Origin of the sequence: Pantoea sp. KPR_PJ, from assembly GCF_041386365.1 — a bacterium.
Lineage (GTDB): Bacteria > Pseudomonadota > Gammaproteobacteria > Enterobacterales > Enterobacteriaceae > Pantoea.
The window spans coordinates 1-13,878 of record NZ_JABMIK010000009.1 but is presented as its reverse complement, the minus strand read 5'-3'; the positions used below and the strand labels follow the sequence as shown (position 1 = coordinate 13,878).

General features: G+C 58.2%; 14 protein-coding genes. 5 read left to right on the top strand and 9 right to left on the bottom strand.

Going from position 1 to position 13,878, the window contains the following annotated elements; translation table 11 throughout:
* Window positions 1-10: 10 nt before the first annotated feature.
* Entirely contained in the window at window positions 11-658 is a 648-nt protein-coding gene (gene gpmB / locus HP564_RS16940; RefSeq protein WP_371245002.1) for a 2,3-diphosphoglycerate-dependent phosphoglycerate mutase GpmB, read from the bottom strand.
* Between the two features lie 51 nt (window positions 659-709).
* On the opposite strand from gpmB, the gene yjjX reads away from it, so the two are divergent.
* Complete coding sequence (yjjX, locus tag HP564_RS16935) at window positions 710-1,228, top strand: inosine/xanthosine triphosphatase (protein WP_371245001.1); 519 nt, start codon at window positions 710-712, stop codon at window positions 1,226-1,228.
* Here the strand turns inward: yjjX and trpR are convergent.
* Together trpR and sltY are read right to left on the bottom strand one after the other, a co-directional pair.
* Entirely contained in the window at window positions 1,203-1,550 is a 348-nt protein-coding gene (gene trpR, locus HP564_RS16930; RefSeq protein ID WP_371245000.1) for a trp operon repressor, read from the bottom strand. The two genes, yjjX and trpR, sit on opposite strands and share 26 nt — an antisense overlap.
* Window positions 1,551-1,596: 46 nt before the next feature.
* Window positions 1,597-3,516: a murein transglycosylase gene (gene sltY / locus HP564_RS16925; protein ID WP_371244999.1), complete on the bottom strand. Its 1,920-nt coding sequence runs from the start codon at window positions 3,514-3,516 to the stop codon at window positions 1,597-1,599.
* 313 nt (window positions 3,517-3,829) lie between these two features.
* Here sltY and deoR point away from each other — a divergent pair, with 313 nt between their 5' ends.
* Window positions 3,830-4,603, top strand: coding sequence for a DNA-binding transcriptional repressor DeoR (deoR, locus tag HP564_RS16920; RefSeq protein ID WP_371244998.1), 774 nt, complete (start codon window positions 3,830-3,832; stop codon window positions 4,601-4,603).
* A gap of 111 nt (window positions 4,604-4,714) precedes the next feature.
* Window positions 4,715-6,382: an energy-dependent translational throttle protein EttA gene (ettA, locus tag HP564_RS16915; protein WP_371244997.1), complete on the top strand. Its 1,668-nt coding sequence runs from the start codon at window positions 4,715-4,717 to the stop codon at window positions 6,380-6,382.
* 97 nt (window positions 6,383-6,479) lie between these two features.
* On the opposite strand, the gene nadR is transcribed toward ettA, so the two are convergent.
* From nadR to serB, 3 genes are read right to left on the bottom strand one after another with little or no spacing between them, the layout of a single operon-like run.
* Entirely contained in the window at window positions 6,480-7,718 is a 1,239-nt protein-coding gene (nadR, locus tag HP564_RS16910; RefSeq protein ID WP_371244996.1) for a multifunctional transcriptional regulator/nicotinamide-nucleotide adenylyltransferase/ribosylnicotinamide kinase NadR, read from the bottom strand.
* Window positions 7,719-7,767: 49 nt separating this feature from the next.
* A complete protein-coding gene (gene radA / locus HP564_RS16905; RefSeq protein WP_371244995.1) occupies window positions 7,768-9,150 on the bottom strand; it encodes a DNA repair protein RadA in 1,383 nt (460 codons plus the stop codon).
* Between the two features lie 10 nt (window positions 9,151-9,160).
* A complete protein-coding gene (gene serB / locus HP564_RS16900) occupies window positions 9,161-10,138 on the bottom strand; it encodes a phosphoserine phosphatase (protein WP_371244994.1) in 978 nt (325 codons plus the stop codon).
* A 107-nt stretch (window positions 10,139-10,245) separates the two neighbouring features.
* On the opposite strand from serB, the gene HP564_RS16895 reads away from it, so the two are divergent.
* Window positions 10,246-10,902 (top strand): YtjB family periplasmic protein, encoded by a 657-nt coding sequence (locus HP564_RS16895; protein ID WP_371244993.1) that lies wholly within the window; start codon window positions 10,246-10,248, stop codon window positions 10,900-10,902.
* Between the two features lie 110 nt (window positions 10,903-11,012).
* Here the strand turns inward: HP564_RS16895 and yjjG are convergent, their stop codons facing one another.
* The 3 genes from yjjG to HP564_RS16880 are packed head-to-tail and all read right to left on the bottom strand — an operon-like array spanning window position 11,013 to window position 12,533.
* A complete protein-coding gene (yjjG, locus tag HP564_RS16890; protein ID WP_371244992.1) occupies window positions 11,013-11,693 on the bottom strand; it encodes a pyrimidine 5'-nucleotidase in 681 nt (226 codons plus the stop codon).
* Between the two features lie 17 nt (window positions 11,694-11,710).
* A complete protein-coding gene (gene rimI / locus HP564_RS16885; protein ID WP_371244991.1) occupies window positions 11,711-12,151 on the bottom strand; it encodes a ribosomal protein S18-alanine N-acetyltransferase in 441 nt (146 codons plus the stop codon).
* Window positions 12,123-12,533: a DNA polymerase III subunit psi gene (locus HP564_RS16880; protein WP_371244990.1), complete on the bottom strand. Its 411-nt coding sequence runs from the start codon at window positions 12,531-12,533 to the stop codon at window positions 12,123-12,125. Before HP564_RS16880 ends, rimI begins: the two co-directional genes overlap by 29 nt.
* Before the next feature lie 107 nt (window positions 12,534-12,640).
* Here HP564_RS16880 and rsmC point away from each other — a divergent pair, with 107 nt between their 5' ends.
* Window positions 12,641-13,672, top strand: coding sequence for a 16S rRNA (guanine(1207)-N(2))-methyltransferase RsmC (gene rsmC / locus HP564_RS16875; RefSeq protein ID WP_371244989.1), 1,032 nt, complete (start codon window positions 12,641-12,643; stop codon window positions 13,670-13,672).
* The last annotated feature ends 206 nt before the right edge of the window (window positions 13,673-13,878 follow it).

Below are 13,878 nucleotides of genomic sequence, written 5' to 3'. Positions count from 1 at the left end.
GGCATGTTTATTAGCGCTGTAGCTCATCCAGCGCAGGTGCCTCAAGGTGCGATACATCTCCCGCCGTCTCCACTACCCACCCTTCTGCCAGCCATGCGCTGTGTTGATGATCAACGCGTGAGATAGAGCAGTTACGCAGGCGCAGACGCCGTTCTGCATGAGCCGGCAGGCCGAGAATAGTGCTGATTAACCCGCCCAGCGCCATACCGTGGCTAACCAGCAGCGGGCGACTGCCTGCGGGCAGTGACAGACAGGCGTTTAGCGCTTCGTGCATCCGCGCCGCCATCTCCGTCATTGATTCGCCCTGCGGAATGCGGCCGTTTTCTGTGCCATCCACCAGCGTGCTGCGCCAGCGCTCTTCTTCGCGGGTTAACCCGTCCAGCGGACGCTTTTCCAGTACGCCCATATTCAGCTCGCGCAGGCGTGGATCGAGCGTAACCGTACAGCCACAGGCGTCAGCGATGATTTCCGCAGTGCGCCGCGTGCGGCCCAAATCGCTGGCGATGACGTGGGTTATACCAAGATGCTTGACGCGCTCGGCCACCTGATGGGCCTGTTGCTCTCCTTTTTCCGTCAGCGGACTGTCGGATTGTCCCTGAATGCGGCGTTCCGCATTCCATACCGTTTCACCGTGACGAACAAGATAGACCTGTAGCATGCTGAGTTTCCGTTATACTGCGACAAATTTGCCTAAAGGGTTCAATAGATTATGTACCAGGTTATCGCAGCCACCATCAATCCGGCAAAAATTCGCGCAATTTCTCAGGCGTTCAGCGATGTTTTCGGCGAAGGATCCTGCCATATTCGCGGGGTCGAGGTCGATAGCGGCGTTGCCGCCCAGCCGCTGAGCGATGCAGAAACGCGAACCGGCGCACGCCAGCGCGTAGCCCATGCGCGCCAGGCTGCGCCGGAGGCGGATTTTTGGGTCGCGATCGAGGCCGGTATTGAAGAGGATTGCGCCTTTGCCTGGATGGTTGTCGAGAACGCGACACAGCGCGGCGAATCGCGATCTGCCAGTTTTACCCTGCCCAGCGTGGTGCTTGAGGGAGTGCATGCCGGACGAGAGCTGGGTGAGGAGATGGCGCGGCTAACCGGCGTGGAAAATATTAAACATAAAGGCGGTGCCATTGGGGCATTCACGCACGGGTTACTCACCCGTTCCAGCGTGTACCATCAGGCGTTAATCCTGGCGCTCTGCCCTTTTACACATCCGCTTTATCAGCGCTGACATCGCCGCGTCCAAGTTGCGTTTCAAGCCAGTGGCGCAGTTCCGGCGGGGCCTCTTTCAGGCTGTTTGAGCCGCGCGTGATGGTTGCAATGCCGACGCCCAGTTCGTTTTTCAATTCGCGCTGGCTCATTACGCCATTCATCAGCTCTTCGACAATACGCAGACGCGTACCCAGCGCTTCGCGCTCATCCGGCGTTAGCATCAGCTGCAACAGCGGCAGCGCCAGATCGTCGGTATACGCCTGCTGCATCAACGCAATAAAGCGTCGCCAGTTCTCTTCTGACGAGGAAGGCTGCGCCGCACGGGCAAGAGATTGGGTCATTCAAAAGGCTTCCGTACTCGTTAATGAGTACGGAAGCATAGCACAGCTAGTAACGGCGATTCCACTCGCTGTCAGAGAGCACCTTATCCGGCTGGCCCATAAAATGACGATAGTAGGCATCGTAAGCCAGTACGTTCTTCACGTAGCCGCGCGTTTCCGAAAAAGGAATGGTTTCAATAAAGGCCACCGCATCGAGATTGCCCGCGCTGATATTCTGCCAGCTGCGCACGCGACCCGGCCCGGCGTTGTAAGCTGCCGAGGCAAAAATACGGTTCTGCCCGAACTGCTGATAGACATACTCAAGATATTGCGTACCAATTTGAATATTGGTCTGCGGGTCCAGCAGCTGGTTACTGTCGGCATAGCCGGGAATATTGTACATTTTGACGGTATGCACGGCGGTGGCCGGCATCACCTGCATCAGACCGCTGGCTCCCACCGGTGAACGCGCTTTTGGATTCCAGGCGCTCTCCTGACGCGAGATGGCCATGGCGTAGCTCGGCTGGATCGCTTTATCACGGGTATTGCTTTGATAGAAGCTCTCCCACGCCAGCGGAAAGCGCTCTTTCAGGCTGTCCCACATTTTCGCCGTAATGGTGGCCTGCACACTGAGATCCCACCAGTCCTGTTCATTCGCGTAGCGCGCCAGCATCTGCTGCTGGGTACGGTTCTTGCTGCCGATCAGGTTGGCCCACTCGCTGCGCGCAAGGTTATCCAGACCCCAGAACATCAGCTCGCGCACGCGCGCCAGTTCAGGCCCCTGCACGGTGGCGCTGTCTGGCTTCGGCGCTTCGTCAATCTGCAACGGATAGTTCACGCCCAGCCGTTGCGCCGCCACCATCGGATAGAAACCGCGCGCCTGCATCAGCTTGTGCAGAATGTCGTCCGCTTCCTCCTTGCGGCCCTGTGAATAGAGCAGGTCGGCCTGCCAGTACTGCCACTCATCTTTCTCTTTTGCTTCTACCGGCAGACGGGCAATCCAGGTGTTCAGTCCGCGGCGATCGTGCTGCGTCAGCGCCAGACGTACGCGTCGCTCAATCAGCGCGGTCGACTGGCTGTTCATCACCACCGCATCGCGCCAGCGCGCCTGCTCTGAGGTGAGATCGCTGCCCATCATGCGCCAGACAACAATCTCTTTCAGCGCCTGCTCATCATCCGCTTCCATCTTCTGCGCCCGCACCAGCAACGGGATTAGGCTGCGCGCGTTTTCCATATCGGCACGCGCCACGCGGGTAAAGGCATAGATCGTCGCCTGACGGGTAAAGTCAGTCGGCCCCACTGTCTGCGCGAAGTTCAGCACGGTCTGGGGATCGCGCTGCAGCGCCAGCACGCCGTTGGCGATGGTCTGATAATCTTCCGGCAAGCTTTTCGCCAGAAAGCTCACCAGGCTGTCATTGCCCGCCTTCATCGCCAGACGAATACGTTCCAGCACGGTAACAGGAGACATCTGGCCAGAAGATTGCCACACCGAGAAGAGACGATCGCAGTCATTTGGCAGCGAGGTACCGCGCAGCCAAATCGCCTTCGCGCCTTCAAACGCCTGCTGCTGTGCGCCGGTTGCCCATTTAGCGTAGAGCCAGTTACAGCGGGCCTGCACCGGCCCCGGCTCTTCCGGGCTAAAGCTCAGAATGCCCTGCCAGTCCTGGCGGTGCGCCAGCACGTTAACAAAACGGGTTTTCAGCGAACGCGCAGGAGGCAGCGTGGGATATTGCTGAATGAAATTGTTGATGGCGAGCGGCGTTTCCTGATCGAGATCCTGCGCCAGCAGACGGTACTGTAAATAGGGGTAAAGCGGATAATCCCGCAGCGTTGGCAGCAGCTGATCCACCGTTGCCATCTGGTTGCTGTCCCACGCCTGTTTAATCTGTTGATATCGTTGTCGCTGCTGATCAAGCGAGTCGGCCCACGCGCTGCTGGCCACTGCGGCCAGACAGATCCCTGTCATCCAGTTACGCCACTTCTCCACGAAAATCTCCTCTGTTGCTCTCCGGCTGCGTGCCAGGCTTTATTCATGCTAACCAGGGGAACCGGCTCTTGCCACGTTCTTCACAAAATTTACGCAGCGCGTTGAGGTGAACGACGCTTTCGCGCAGGATGGGTTTCTCACAGCGGCGGGCCGGAGGCGCTAACGCAAGGTTTACGGGGCAATCAGATTCCAGTTAAGATGCCACCACTGAAAGCGCAACTTATTCAAATAGCAGAATTTACTGCAATTAACGCTGTTCAGGCAGCGCCGCTGGCGGCGTTCCTGCCCTCTATCAACCACAACAGAGACCTCTATGGAAACCCGGCGCGATGAACGCATTCAGAAACTGATCCTGGCGTTAAAACGCACCGACAAGCTGCACCTGAAGGATGCGGCGCTGCTGCTGGGCGTGTCGGAGATGACGATTCGTCGCGACTTAAGCGAACCCTCATCTTCTGTTGTGCTGCTGGGCGGCTACATTGTCAGCGATCCGAAAAGCCTGGCTGGACACTACTTTGTTTCGGATCAGCATGGGCAGAACGCCACGAAAAAGCAGCGTCTGGCACAGGCTGCGGCCAGCCTGATCAGCGAGAATGACACGGTATTTTTCGACTGCGGTACGACAATTCCCTATATCGTTGACGCGCTGCCTGACGATCTGCCCTTTACTGCCGTCTGCTGTGCCATGAACACATTTCTGGCGCTGAAAGAGAAACCGGCCTGCAACGTTATTCTCAGCGGCGGCGAGTTTCATGCCGACAACGCGCTCTTTACGCCCGTTGGCGCGCACTCAATTCTTGACGATCTCTGCCCAACGCTGGCGTTTATTTCGGCGGCGGGTATCGATAAAGATCAGGGCGCGACCTGCTACAACCTCAACGAGCTGGCGATGAAACATCATGCCATGCTGCGATCGCGCCGGTGCATTCTGGTGGCCGACAGCAGCAAGTTCGGTAAAGTGTTGCCCGCGCGCATCGGCGAGCTGCACCGCTTTGATCTGCTGGTAAGCGACAGCGCGCCCGAGAAGACGCTGGCGGCGTGGCTGACGCAGCTGCCGCTGCCGCTACGCCTGCCCGATTCGGTATAAGTCAGACCGCTATCTTTTGCGTATAACGTCCGAGCACGGCTGGGATTAGCCCGGCAAAAAGGCTAAACTTCGTTACTAATTCACCCACCAGAATCAGAGGCTCATTACAACGTGGCTCAATTCGTCTATAGCATGCATCGCGTCGGTAAAGTGGTACCGCCGAAGCGTCATATTCTGAAGAACATCTCCCTCAGCTTTTTCCCGGGCGCAAAAATTGGCGTGCTCGGCCTGAATGGCGCGGGTAAATCCACGCTACTGCGTATCATGGCGGGCATCGATAAAGATATCGAAGGCGAAGCGCGTCCGCAGCCGGGAATTAAAGTCGGCTATCTGCCGCAGGAGCCGCAGCTCAACCCGGAGCAGACGGTCCGTGAATCCATTGAGGAAGCCGTTTCCGAAGTGGTTGGCGCACTGAAGCGTCTGGATGAGGTTTACGCGCTCTACGCTGAGCCGGACGCCGATTTCGACAAGCTGGCCGCAGAACAGGGTCGTCTGGAGGAGGTTATCCAGGCGCACGACGGCCACAATCTGGAAACGCAGCTGGAGCGTGCCGCCGATGCGATGCGTTTGCCCGACTGGGAAGCGAAAATCGGCAACCTGTCTGGTGGTGAGCGCCGTCGCGTCGCGATGTGCCGCCTGCTGCTGGAAAAACCCGATATGCTGCTGCTGGACGAACCGACCAACCACCTGGACGCCGAGTCTGTGGCGTGGCTGGAGCGCTTCCTGCACGAGTTTGAAGGTACCGTAGTGGCGATTACCCACGACCGTTACTTCCTGGACAACGTTGCCGGCTGGATCCTGGAGCTGGACCGTGGCGAAGGCATTCCGTGGGAAGGCAACTACTCTTCCTGGCTGGAGCAGAAAGACCAGCGTCTGGCGCAGGAAGCGTCTGCTGAAGCCGCGCGCCGCAAATCCATTGAGAAAGAGCTGGAGTGGGTGCGTCAGGGAACCAAAGGCCGCCAGTCCAAAGGCAAAGCGCGTCTGGCCCGCTTCGAGGAGCTGAACAGCACCGAATACCAGAAGCGCAACGAAACCAGCGAACTCTTTATTCCGCCTGGCCCGCGTCTGGGTGACAAAGTGGTTGAGGTGAAAAACCTGACCAAATCCTACGGCGATCGCGTGCTGATCGACGATCTCTCGTTCTTGGTGCCGAAAGGTGCCATCGTCGGCATCATCGGCGCGAACGGCGCGGGTAAATCAACCCTGTTCCGCATGATGACCGGTCAGGAGCAGCCCGATTCCGGCAGCATCGAGCTGGGGGAAACCGTCAAGCTGGCATCGGTTGATCAGTTCCGCGACGCGATGGACAACTCGAAAACCGTCTGGGAAGAAGTTTCTGGCGGGCTGGACACCATGCGTATCGGCACCTTCGAGATGCCGAGCCGCGCCTACGTCGGCCGCTTTAACTTCAAAGGTACCGACCAGGGGAAACGCGTTGGCGAGCTGTCTGGTGGTGAGCGCGGCCGTCTGCATCTGGCGAAACTGCTGCAGGTTGGCGGCAACCTGCTGCTGCTTGACGAACCTACCAATGACCTGGATATCGAAACCCTGCGTGCGCTGGAAAACGCCCTGCTGGAGTTCCCGGGCTGCGCGATGGTGATCTCGCACGACCGCTGGTTCCTCGACCGTATCGCTACTCACATTCTGGACTACCAGGATGAAGGGAAAGTCGAGTTCTTTGAAGGTAACTTCAGCGAATACGAAGAGTACAAAAAACGCACACTCGGCGCAGAAGCGCTGGAGCCAAAGCGTATCAAGTACAAGCGTATTACTAAATAAGCGATCGGGCGGCGGCAATGCCGCCTGTTTGCTGACGGAAGCTGGCACGCCGTGCGCGGTCAGCCATCTGAAAAAAGGGGGGCGTCAGCCCCTCTTTTTATGCCGGATGTTTTCCATCCATCATCCCTTTCACCAGCTCAATACAGCGCAGGAACCGCGTATCGTAATCGTCCTCGCGTACGTGCTCGAACTCGACGTTGTTCTCGCGCAGCATGGTCACCAGCATTGACTGAAATTCACGGCGATCTACCGAGCTGCCGAGGCTGCGCAGGCCGTCAGCGACCCAGGGCACGTTGTTCTCCAGCAAAATGACCAGGTCAAAGCGGTATTCATCAATCAGCGCCTGCACAAAGGGATGTTCGCGCCCTTCATACTTGAGGCAGAACGCCTGCGTTGTGATGAAATCGGTGTCGATAAAGGCGACTTTGTTGGCGTACTTCACCGCAAAATCGATGTACTGTGCCTGCCCAAGTGCAATCTTGTCATAGTCAGAATATTGCAAGGCCATCTCGTCGCCGCCCAGGTGGGAGAAGACGTAGTCGCGGCCATACTCCCAGGCGCTGGTGGTGTTGAAGATATTTGCCAGCTTGTTGACCAGCGTCGATTTGCCGCTCGATTCCCCACCCAGCACGGCCACGGTGCGCACAAAGAAAGGCTTCACTTCGGTAGGGATATATTCCCAGTAGCGGAACGGATCCTGGCGGATCTGCCCGCCGCTGATATTCATAAAAGATCGTGCCGGATCGATCAGCACGGTGTTAATCCCCAGATGCTGCTGATACATCTCCGCATCCGCCGTTTCGCTGGTGTAGATGCAGTCAGGCGTAATGCCGCGATCGCTGAGAAAGGCCTTTACCCCCTCGCTCCAGACGTCCCAACCGTGCGGATAGGGCTCAATGCCCTCTTCATCAAATGAGTGGATGCGAATATTTTTCTGGTATTTAAACGTCTGCAACAGCCAGCGCAGCCGATCGCTGACGGTCGGCTGCTGAGACATGGCGCTGTTTTCGAACAGCTCACGATCGCGCGGTTCGTCGTGGCCCATGATGATATGCAGTTCATCGACCTGGCTACAGGCGCGCTGAATCAGATAGATATGGCCGGTATGCAGCGGATAAAATTTGCCGAACACCACGCCAACGGTTTTTTCGCGGCGTGGAAACTCCAGCCCGAGAAAACGGTGCAGCGCTTCCAGCTTCTGCGCACTCGGGCTTTTGATTTTGGCGTTGAGCAGCTGGCTCAGATAGCCCTTGGTCATCCCGCTGGCGTCGGCCACCTGCTGCAGGGTATGCCCCTGCTGGCGAATGGCGGTTTTCAGATAGTCGAACGACGTCATGCTGCCTCCTGCATGGATTGAAGTTGCTGCGAGTGTACCCGCTCAGCCTTTAAAGCTCATCCAGTATCGCCAGCGCATCCGCCAGTTTTTTTGCGCTGTAAACTTTCATGCCGTCGATCGCTTTCTTCGGTGCGTTGCCCGCCGGCACGATAGCACGCTTAAAGCCATGCTTCGCCGCTTCGGAGATACGCTCCTGCCCGCTCGGCACCGGGCGAATTTCTCCCGCCAGCCCCACTTCGCCAAAGATCACCAGATCCTGCGGCAGGGGACGATCGCGCAGGCTGGAAACCATTGCCAGCAGCAGCGCCAGGTCGGCACTGGTCTCGGTCACCTTCACGCCGCCGACCACATTCACAAACACATCCTGATCGGCCATTTGCAGCCCGCCGTGACGGTGCAGCACCGCCAGCAGAATCGCCAGGCGGTTCTGCTCCAGCCCCACCGCCACGCGGCGCGGATTGCCCATCATTGAGTGATCGACCAGCGCCTGAATCTCGACCAGCAGCGGGCGTGTGCCTTCCCACACCACCATGACAGAGCTGCCGGAGGTGATCTCGTCGCCGCGCGACAGGAAAATCGCCGAGGGGTTGCTGACTTCGCGCATGCCCTGCTCGGTCATCGCGAAAACGCCCAGCTCGTTGACTGCGCCAAAGCGGTTTTTATGACTGCGTAGCGTGCGGAACCGCGAGTCGGCATCACCGTCCAGCAATACCGAACAGTCGATGCAGTGCTCCAGCACCTTGGGCCCCGCCAGCGAGCCATCTTTGGTGACGTGGCCGACCATCACAATGGCCACGCCGCGCGTTTTGGCAAAGCGGGTCAGGTAGGCGGCGGTTTCGCGCACCTGTGCCACGCTGCCCGGCGACGACTGAATATCTGCCATATGCATCACCTGGATGGAGTCGATCACCATCAGTTTCGGCTGCTCCTGCTCGGCGATCAGACAGATCTGCTCGATGCTGGTTTCTGACAGCATATTGAGGTTTTCACTCGGCAGGCCGAGACGGTGCGCGCGCATCGCTACCTGCTGAAGGGACTCCTCCCCGGTGACGTAAAGTGTCTTCATCTCCTGTGCCAGGCGGCACATCACCTGTAACAGCAGCGTTGATTTCCCTGCACCGGGGTTTCCGCCAATCAGAATGGCGCTGCCCGGCACCACGCCGCCGCCCAGCACGCGGTCAAACTCTTTAAAGCCGGTGGAGAAGCGCGGCAGCGCTTCAAGGCTAATCTCCGACAGCTTCTGCACCTTGCTGGAGCCGGCGCTGCCGGAATAACCGCTCAGGCGCTCATTGCGCGCCGCCGCAGGCGATGCGGCAATGCGCACTTCGGTGATGGTGTTCCAGGCGTGGCAGGCGCTGCATTGCCCCTGCCAGCGCGGATAGTCTGCGCCGCATTCGTTACAAACAAAGGCGCGTTTTGCCGCTTTGGCCAAATCAGTACCTCTAACGCTCTTCGTGGATCAGGCTGCCGCTGAGGATGCAGAAAACGCCCATCAGATCGGCATGGCGGATAGTGACTTCCGTCTGCTCATTCACTTTAGGTTTAGCATGATAGGCGATACCCAGCGCCGACGCTTTTATCATCGGCAGGTCATTGGCACCGTCGCCAATGGCCACGGTTTGCTCTGGCGCGATATCAAAACGCTGCGCCAGTTTTTTCAGGGTATCAGCCTTGTATTGTGCGTCGACAATCTGCCCCAGCACCTCGCCGGTCAGTTTGCCGTCTCGCATTTCCAGTTCATTGGCCGCCACGTGCGCCAGATGAAGTTTGTCGCGCAGGTATTCGGCGAAGTAGGTAAAGCCGCCCGAAGCGATCGCCACCTGCCAGCCGAGCGCCTGGAGCTTCTGCACCAGCTCGGTCAGCCCTGGCATCAGCGGCAGGGCATCGCGTACCTGCTTAAGAATGTTGGCATCCGCATCTTTCAGCGTTGCCACGCGCTGGCGCAGGCTGGCCGCAAAGTCGAGCTCACCGCGCATGGCGCGCTCGGTTACTTCTGCCACCAGCTCGCCGCTGCCAGCCAGCCTGGCAATCTCATCAATACATTCGATTTGAATTGCGGTGGAGTCCATATCCATCACCAGCAGGCCCGGCGTCTTGAGATGCGGGATCTTGCCGAGCGGCGCAACGTCGAGACCGTTGTCATGCGCCAGTTTTGCGGCACGAGGCGTCAGCGAACCTGCCAGACGCACCACCTGGTACTCATCAATGCGCCAGGCGCTGACGATCACCATCGCCGCACCCAGCTGGTGCTGATAATCGGTAAGTTGCTGTTTGTTTAGTCCACGACCATACAGCAGCCAGCCGGTCCGACCGGCACGGTAATCCAGCGGCATGACTTCATCGCCGCTGAGGGAAAGAGGTAAACCCGGCCATTCGGAGAGTTCGGTGGGCAAATCGCACCAGGTAAGACGGTTCGGCATCAGAGCTCCTGTAGGGGACAACAAAACCACGCAAGAGGCTACCTTGTCTGCGCCGCTTCTGGCAACATAATCTCCTGGTTTCTGTTGTGACGTGATATAGGTTACTGATGGCTAAAAGCGCACTGAAATTTCGCTTACATCGCACGGTGATTGTGCTGATCTCGCTGGCGCTGTTAGTTGTGCTCATGCAGGGGGCCTCCTGGTTCAGCCTTGGCCATCAGATGGCGCGCTCTGAGCAGGTTGAAGAGCTGGCGCAGACGCTGACCAGACAGGTCGCCTTTAGCCTCTCACCGCTGATGGATAACAGCGACGATAACCGCAGCCAGATTGAAGCCATCCTCAATCAGATGACCACCAACAGCCGTATTCTTGACGCCTCAGTCTATGCTGACGACGGCAGTCTGGTGGCCCACAGCGGCGAAAACATCAATGTGCGCGACAGGCTGGCACTGGACGGCAAGCGCGCCGGCAGCTATTTCAACCATCAGCTGGTGGAGCCGCTCAACAACAGTGACGGTCCGCTCGGCTTTTTGCGCGTAACGCTCGACACCCATGTGCTGGTAACCGAGTCGCGCCAGGTCGACAACACCACCAATATCTTACGGATGATGCTGCTGCTGGCGCTGGCCATCGGCATTATTCTGTCACGCACCCTGCTGCGCGATCGCCGCACGCGCTGGCAGCAGTCGCCGTTTCTGCTGACCGCCAGCACGCCGGTTAAAGAAGATCGCGACGAGGATGAGAAGCAAGACGCTGCGCCCTAGCCCTGTTATGTGGCCAGATTCAGGGATCTCAAGCCGCAGCGGCAGAGGAAGCGCATCAAGCGCAAAATAAAGCCCGCCCTGCGGGCTCAGATGCCCTGATAAGAGCAGACTCAGGCAAGCAGTAGCGCCTTTAGCTCACCCAGAGAAGTCACCGTCCAGGTGGGTTGAATCGCCTCAGGCAGCGGGCGCGTACCGTGATCGATCCAGCAGGTTTTCAGCCCGGCATTGATCCCCCCCAGAATATCTGACTCCGGCGTGTCGCCGACCATCAGCACGCGGCTGCGCGCCGGATTGCCCATCTTCTCCAGCGCATAATCAAAAATGGCCTTATCGGGTTTAGGCACGCCCACCTGCTCCGAGATCACCAGCGCTGAGAAGTAGTCGCGAAAGCCGGTGCGCTCCAGACGCGCCTGCTGCAACGCGGTAAAGCCGTTGGTGATAATTCCCATCGGCACCTTGTTATGCAAGGCGTGCATCAGGCTGACCGCTCCTTCCAGCGGCATGCAGATCTCTGACATGGCGGTGAGAAAGCCGCTGTTCAGCACCTCTGGCGCGACGCTCAGCTTCTCTGACCAGCCGGTAAAACGGCGCGTCTGAAGCTGTAGCGCAGAAATAGCCCCGTTCTGATAATCCACCCACAGCGGCTTGTTAATCGCCTGGTAGTCGGCGTAATCCTGATCGGTAAACTGCACGTCATAGCCAGCAAAGAGGCGTTGTAATCCGGCAAAGGCGTCAAAATGGAAAAGGGTGTCATCGGCATCAAACAGGATGCAATCCCAGTCTCTTAACATTACAGCTCCTTAAACGCCTATAGCGTCAGCGCCATGATAATGGCGTCTTCACGTCCGCTGGCGGTGGGATAATAGTTAGGACGGCGGCTCACCTGATGGAAGTCGAGCTGCTCGTACAGCGAAATCGCGGGAAGGTTTGAAGCGCGTACCTCCAGCCACAGCGTCATCACCTCACGCTTTTCCAGCTCGGCGATAAGATGCTGCAATAGCTGGCGTCCATAGCCGCGCCGCTGATAAGCGGGATCGACAGCGATATTAAACAGTGATGCCTCATCCAGTACGACCTGCGTAATCGCAAAGGCGGCCATCACGCCGTCAACATCGAGGCGATAGTTAAGAAAACGCTCGCCCTGGTTGCTGGCAAAGGTCTGTTCCCGCCACGGAAAAGCGTGGCTGCGGCACTCAATAGCAAAAGCCTGGGCATTATCCTCAGGGGTGAGGAAAGAGATCGCTGTCATGATTACACATCTGTTGCCAGAGCGCGCGTTTCGCCGCGCCGCTGCTGGAGAGTTCACTTAAAGAGGAGGAGTAGAGCGCGACGCCGCTAAAAGGATGCGCCGTGTCAATACCGAGCAGCCAGCCCGCGCAGTCGAGTGATTCAGGCAGCATTTGCAGCTGATCGGGCGTGAGCGTCATAACCTGACTCGGTTGCAGACCAAGCACGTGCAGGACGTCGCGCACCAGCGGCTCCTGAAGGCCGGGCACCACCTCCGCCACGATAATTAACTTCGTACCGGGCGTCAGCCTGACCGCAATTTCGCCCTGAAGCACGCGCGGGCGACGCAGTTGATACTGCGTTATTCCCATTTGCTGTAACAGCCAGTCGCGCCTGGACGTCATGTTCTACCCTTGATCTGCTGCCGGAATGCGACGCTATGCTAGCAAACCCATCGAACATGCGCCAACAAACCACTATAATCGCCGCTCTGATCTTACAGGAGCCTTTCATGTCTGCTTTTACCCCGGCCAGCGAAGTAATACTGCGCCACAGTGATGAATTTACCGCCCGCCACGTTTTGTTCGCTGGCGATATGCAGGATGACCTGCCCGCTCAGCTGGAAACCGCCTCATCGCGCGCGCATACCCAACAATATCATCACTGGCAAAACCTGAGTCGCCGCATGGGCGAACGGGCGCGTTATGGTCTGGTGGCAACGCAGGAAGACGTTGAAGGCTGTGATACGCTGATCTACTTCTGGCCAAAGAACAAGCCAGAAGCGCTGTTCCAGCTAATGAATCTGCTCTCACTGCTGCCGCCGGGCAGCGATATTTTCGTCGTGGGCGAAAATCGCAGCGGCGTACGCAGCGCGGAAGGAATGGTTGAGGCGTGGACGACGCTGGACAAAATCGACAGTGCCCGCCGCTGCGGCCTCTATCACGGTCGCCTGGAGAGCCAGCCGACGTTCGATGCGGAGAGCTTCCGCGACAGCTACGATCTCGACCCGCTGACCATCTGCACGCTGCCGGGCGTTTTCAGCCGTGACGATCTCGACATTGGCAGCGCACTGCTGCTGACCACGTTGACCCCGCACACCAAAGGCAAAGTCCTCGATATCGGCTGTGGCGCAGGCGTGCTCTCTGCGGTGCTGGCAAACCACTCCCCCAAAGTGCGCTTAACGCTGTGCGACGTGCATGCCGCAGCGATTGAGGCGAGTAAGGCAACGCTGGCGATCAACGGCTTTGAGGGCGAAGTATTCCCCAGCAATGTCTTTTCTGACGTCACCGGCCGCTTCGATCTGATCCTCTCAAATCCCCCGTTCCACGAAGGGCGTGAAACCAGCCTCGATGCGGCCCAGACGCTGATCCGCGGTGCAGTAAAACATCTCAATACCGGCGGCGAACTGCGCATAGTTGCCAACGCTTTCCTGCCCTATCCGCAGGTGCTGGATGAGACCTTCGGCAGCCATGAAGTACTGGCGCAAAACGGTCGCTTCAAGGTTTATCGTGCCGTATACGGACGCGGTGCCAGGGCGCGCTAAGCGCATGCGACGGTGATAACGTTGTTTTTTGCAGCAGTCGATTCACCGTCGCGAAATATCTGTTGACGTCAGGTGTAAAATCTCTAGAATGCGCCTCCGTGGTTGCAATACTCTCATGTATTGCTGGTACGCGAAGGTGGCGGAATTGGTAGACGCGCTAGCTTCAGGTGTTAGTGTTCTTACGGACGTGAGGGTTCAAGTCCCTC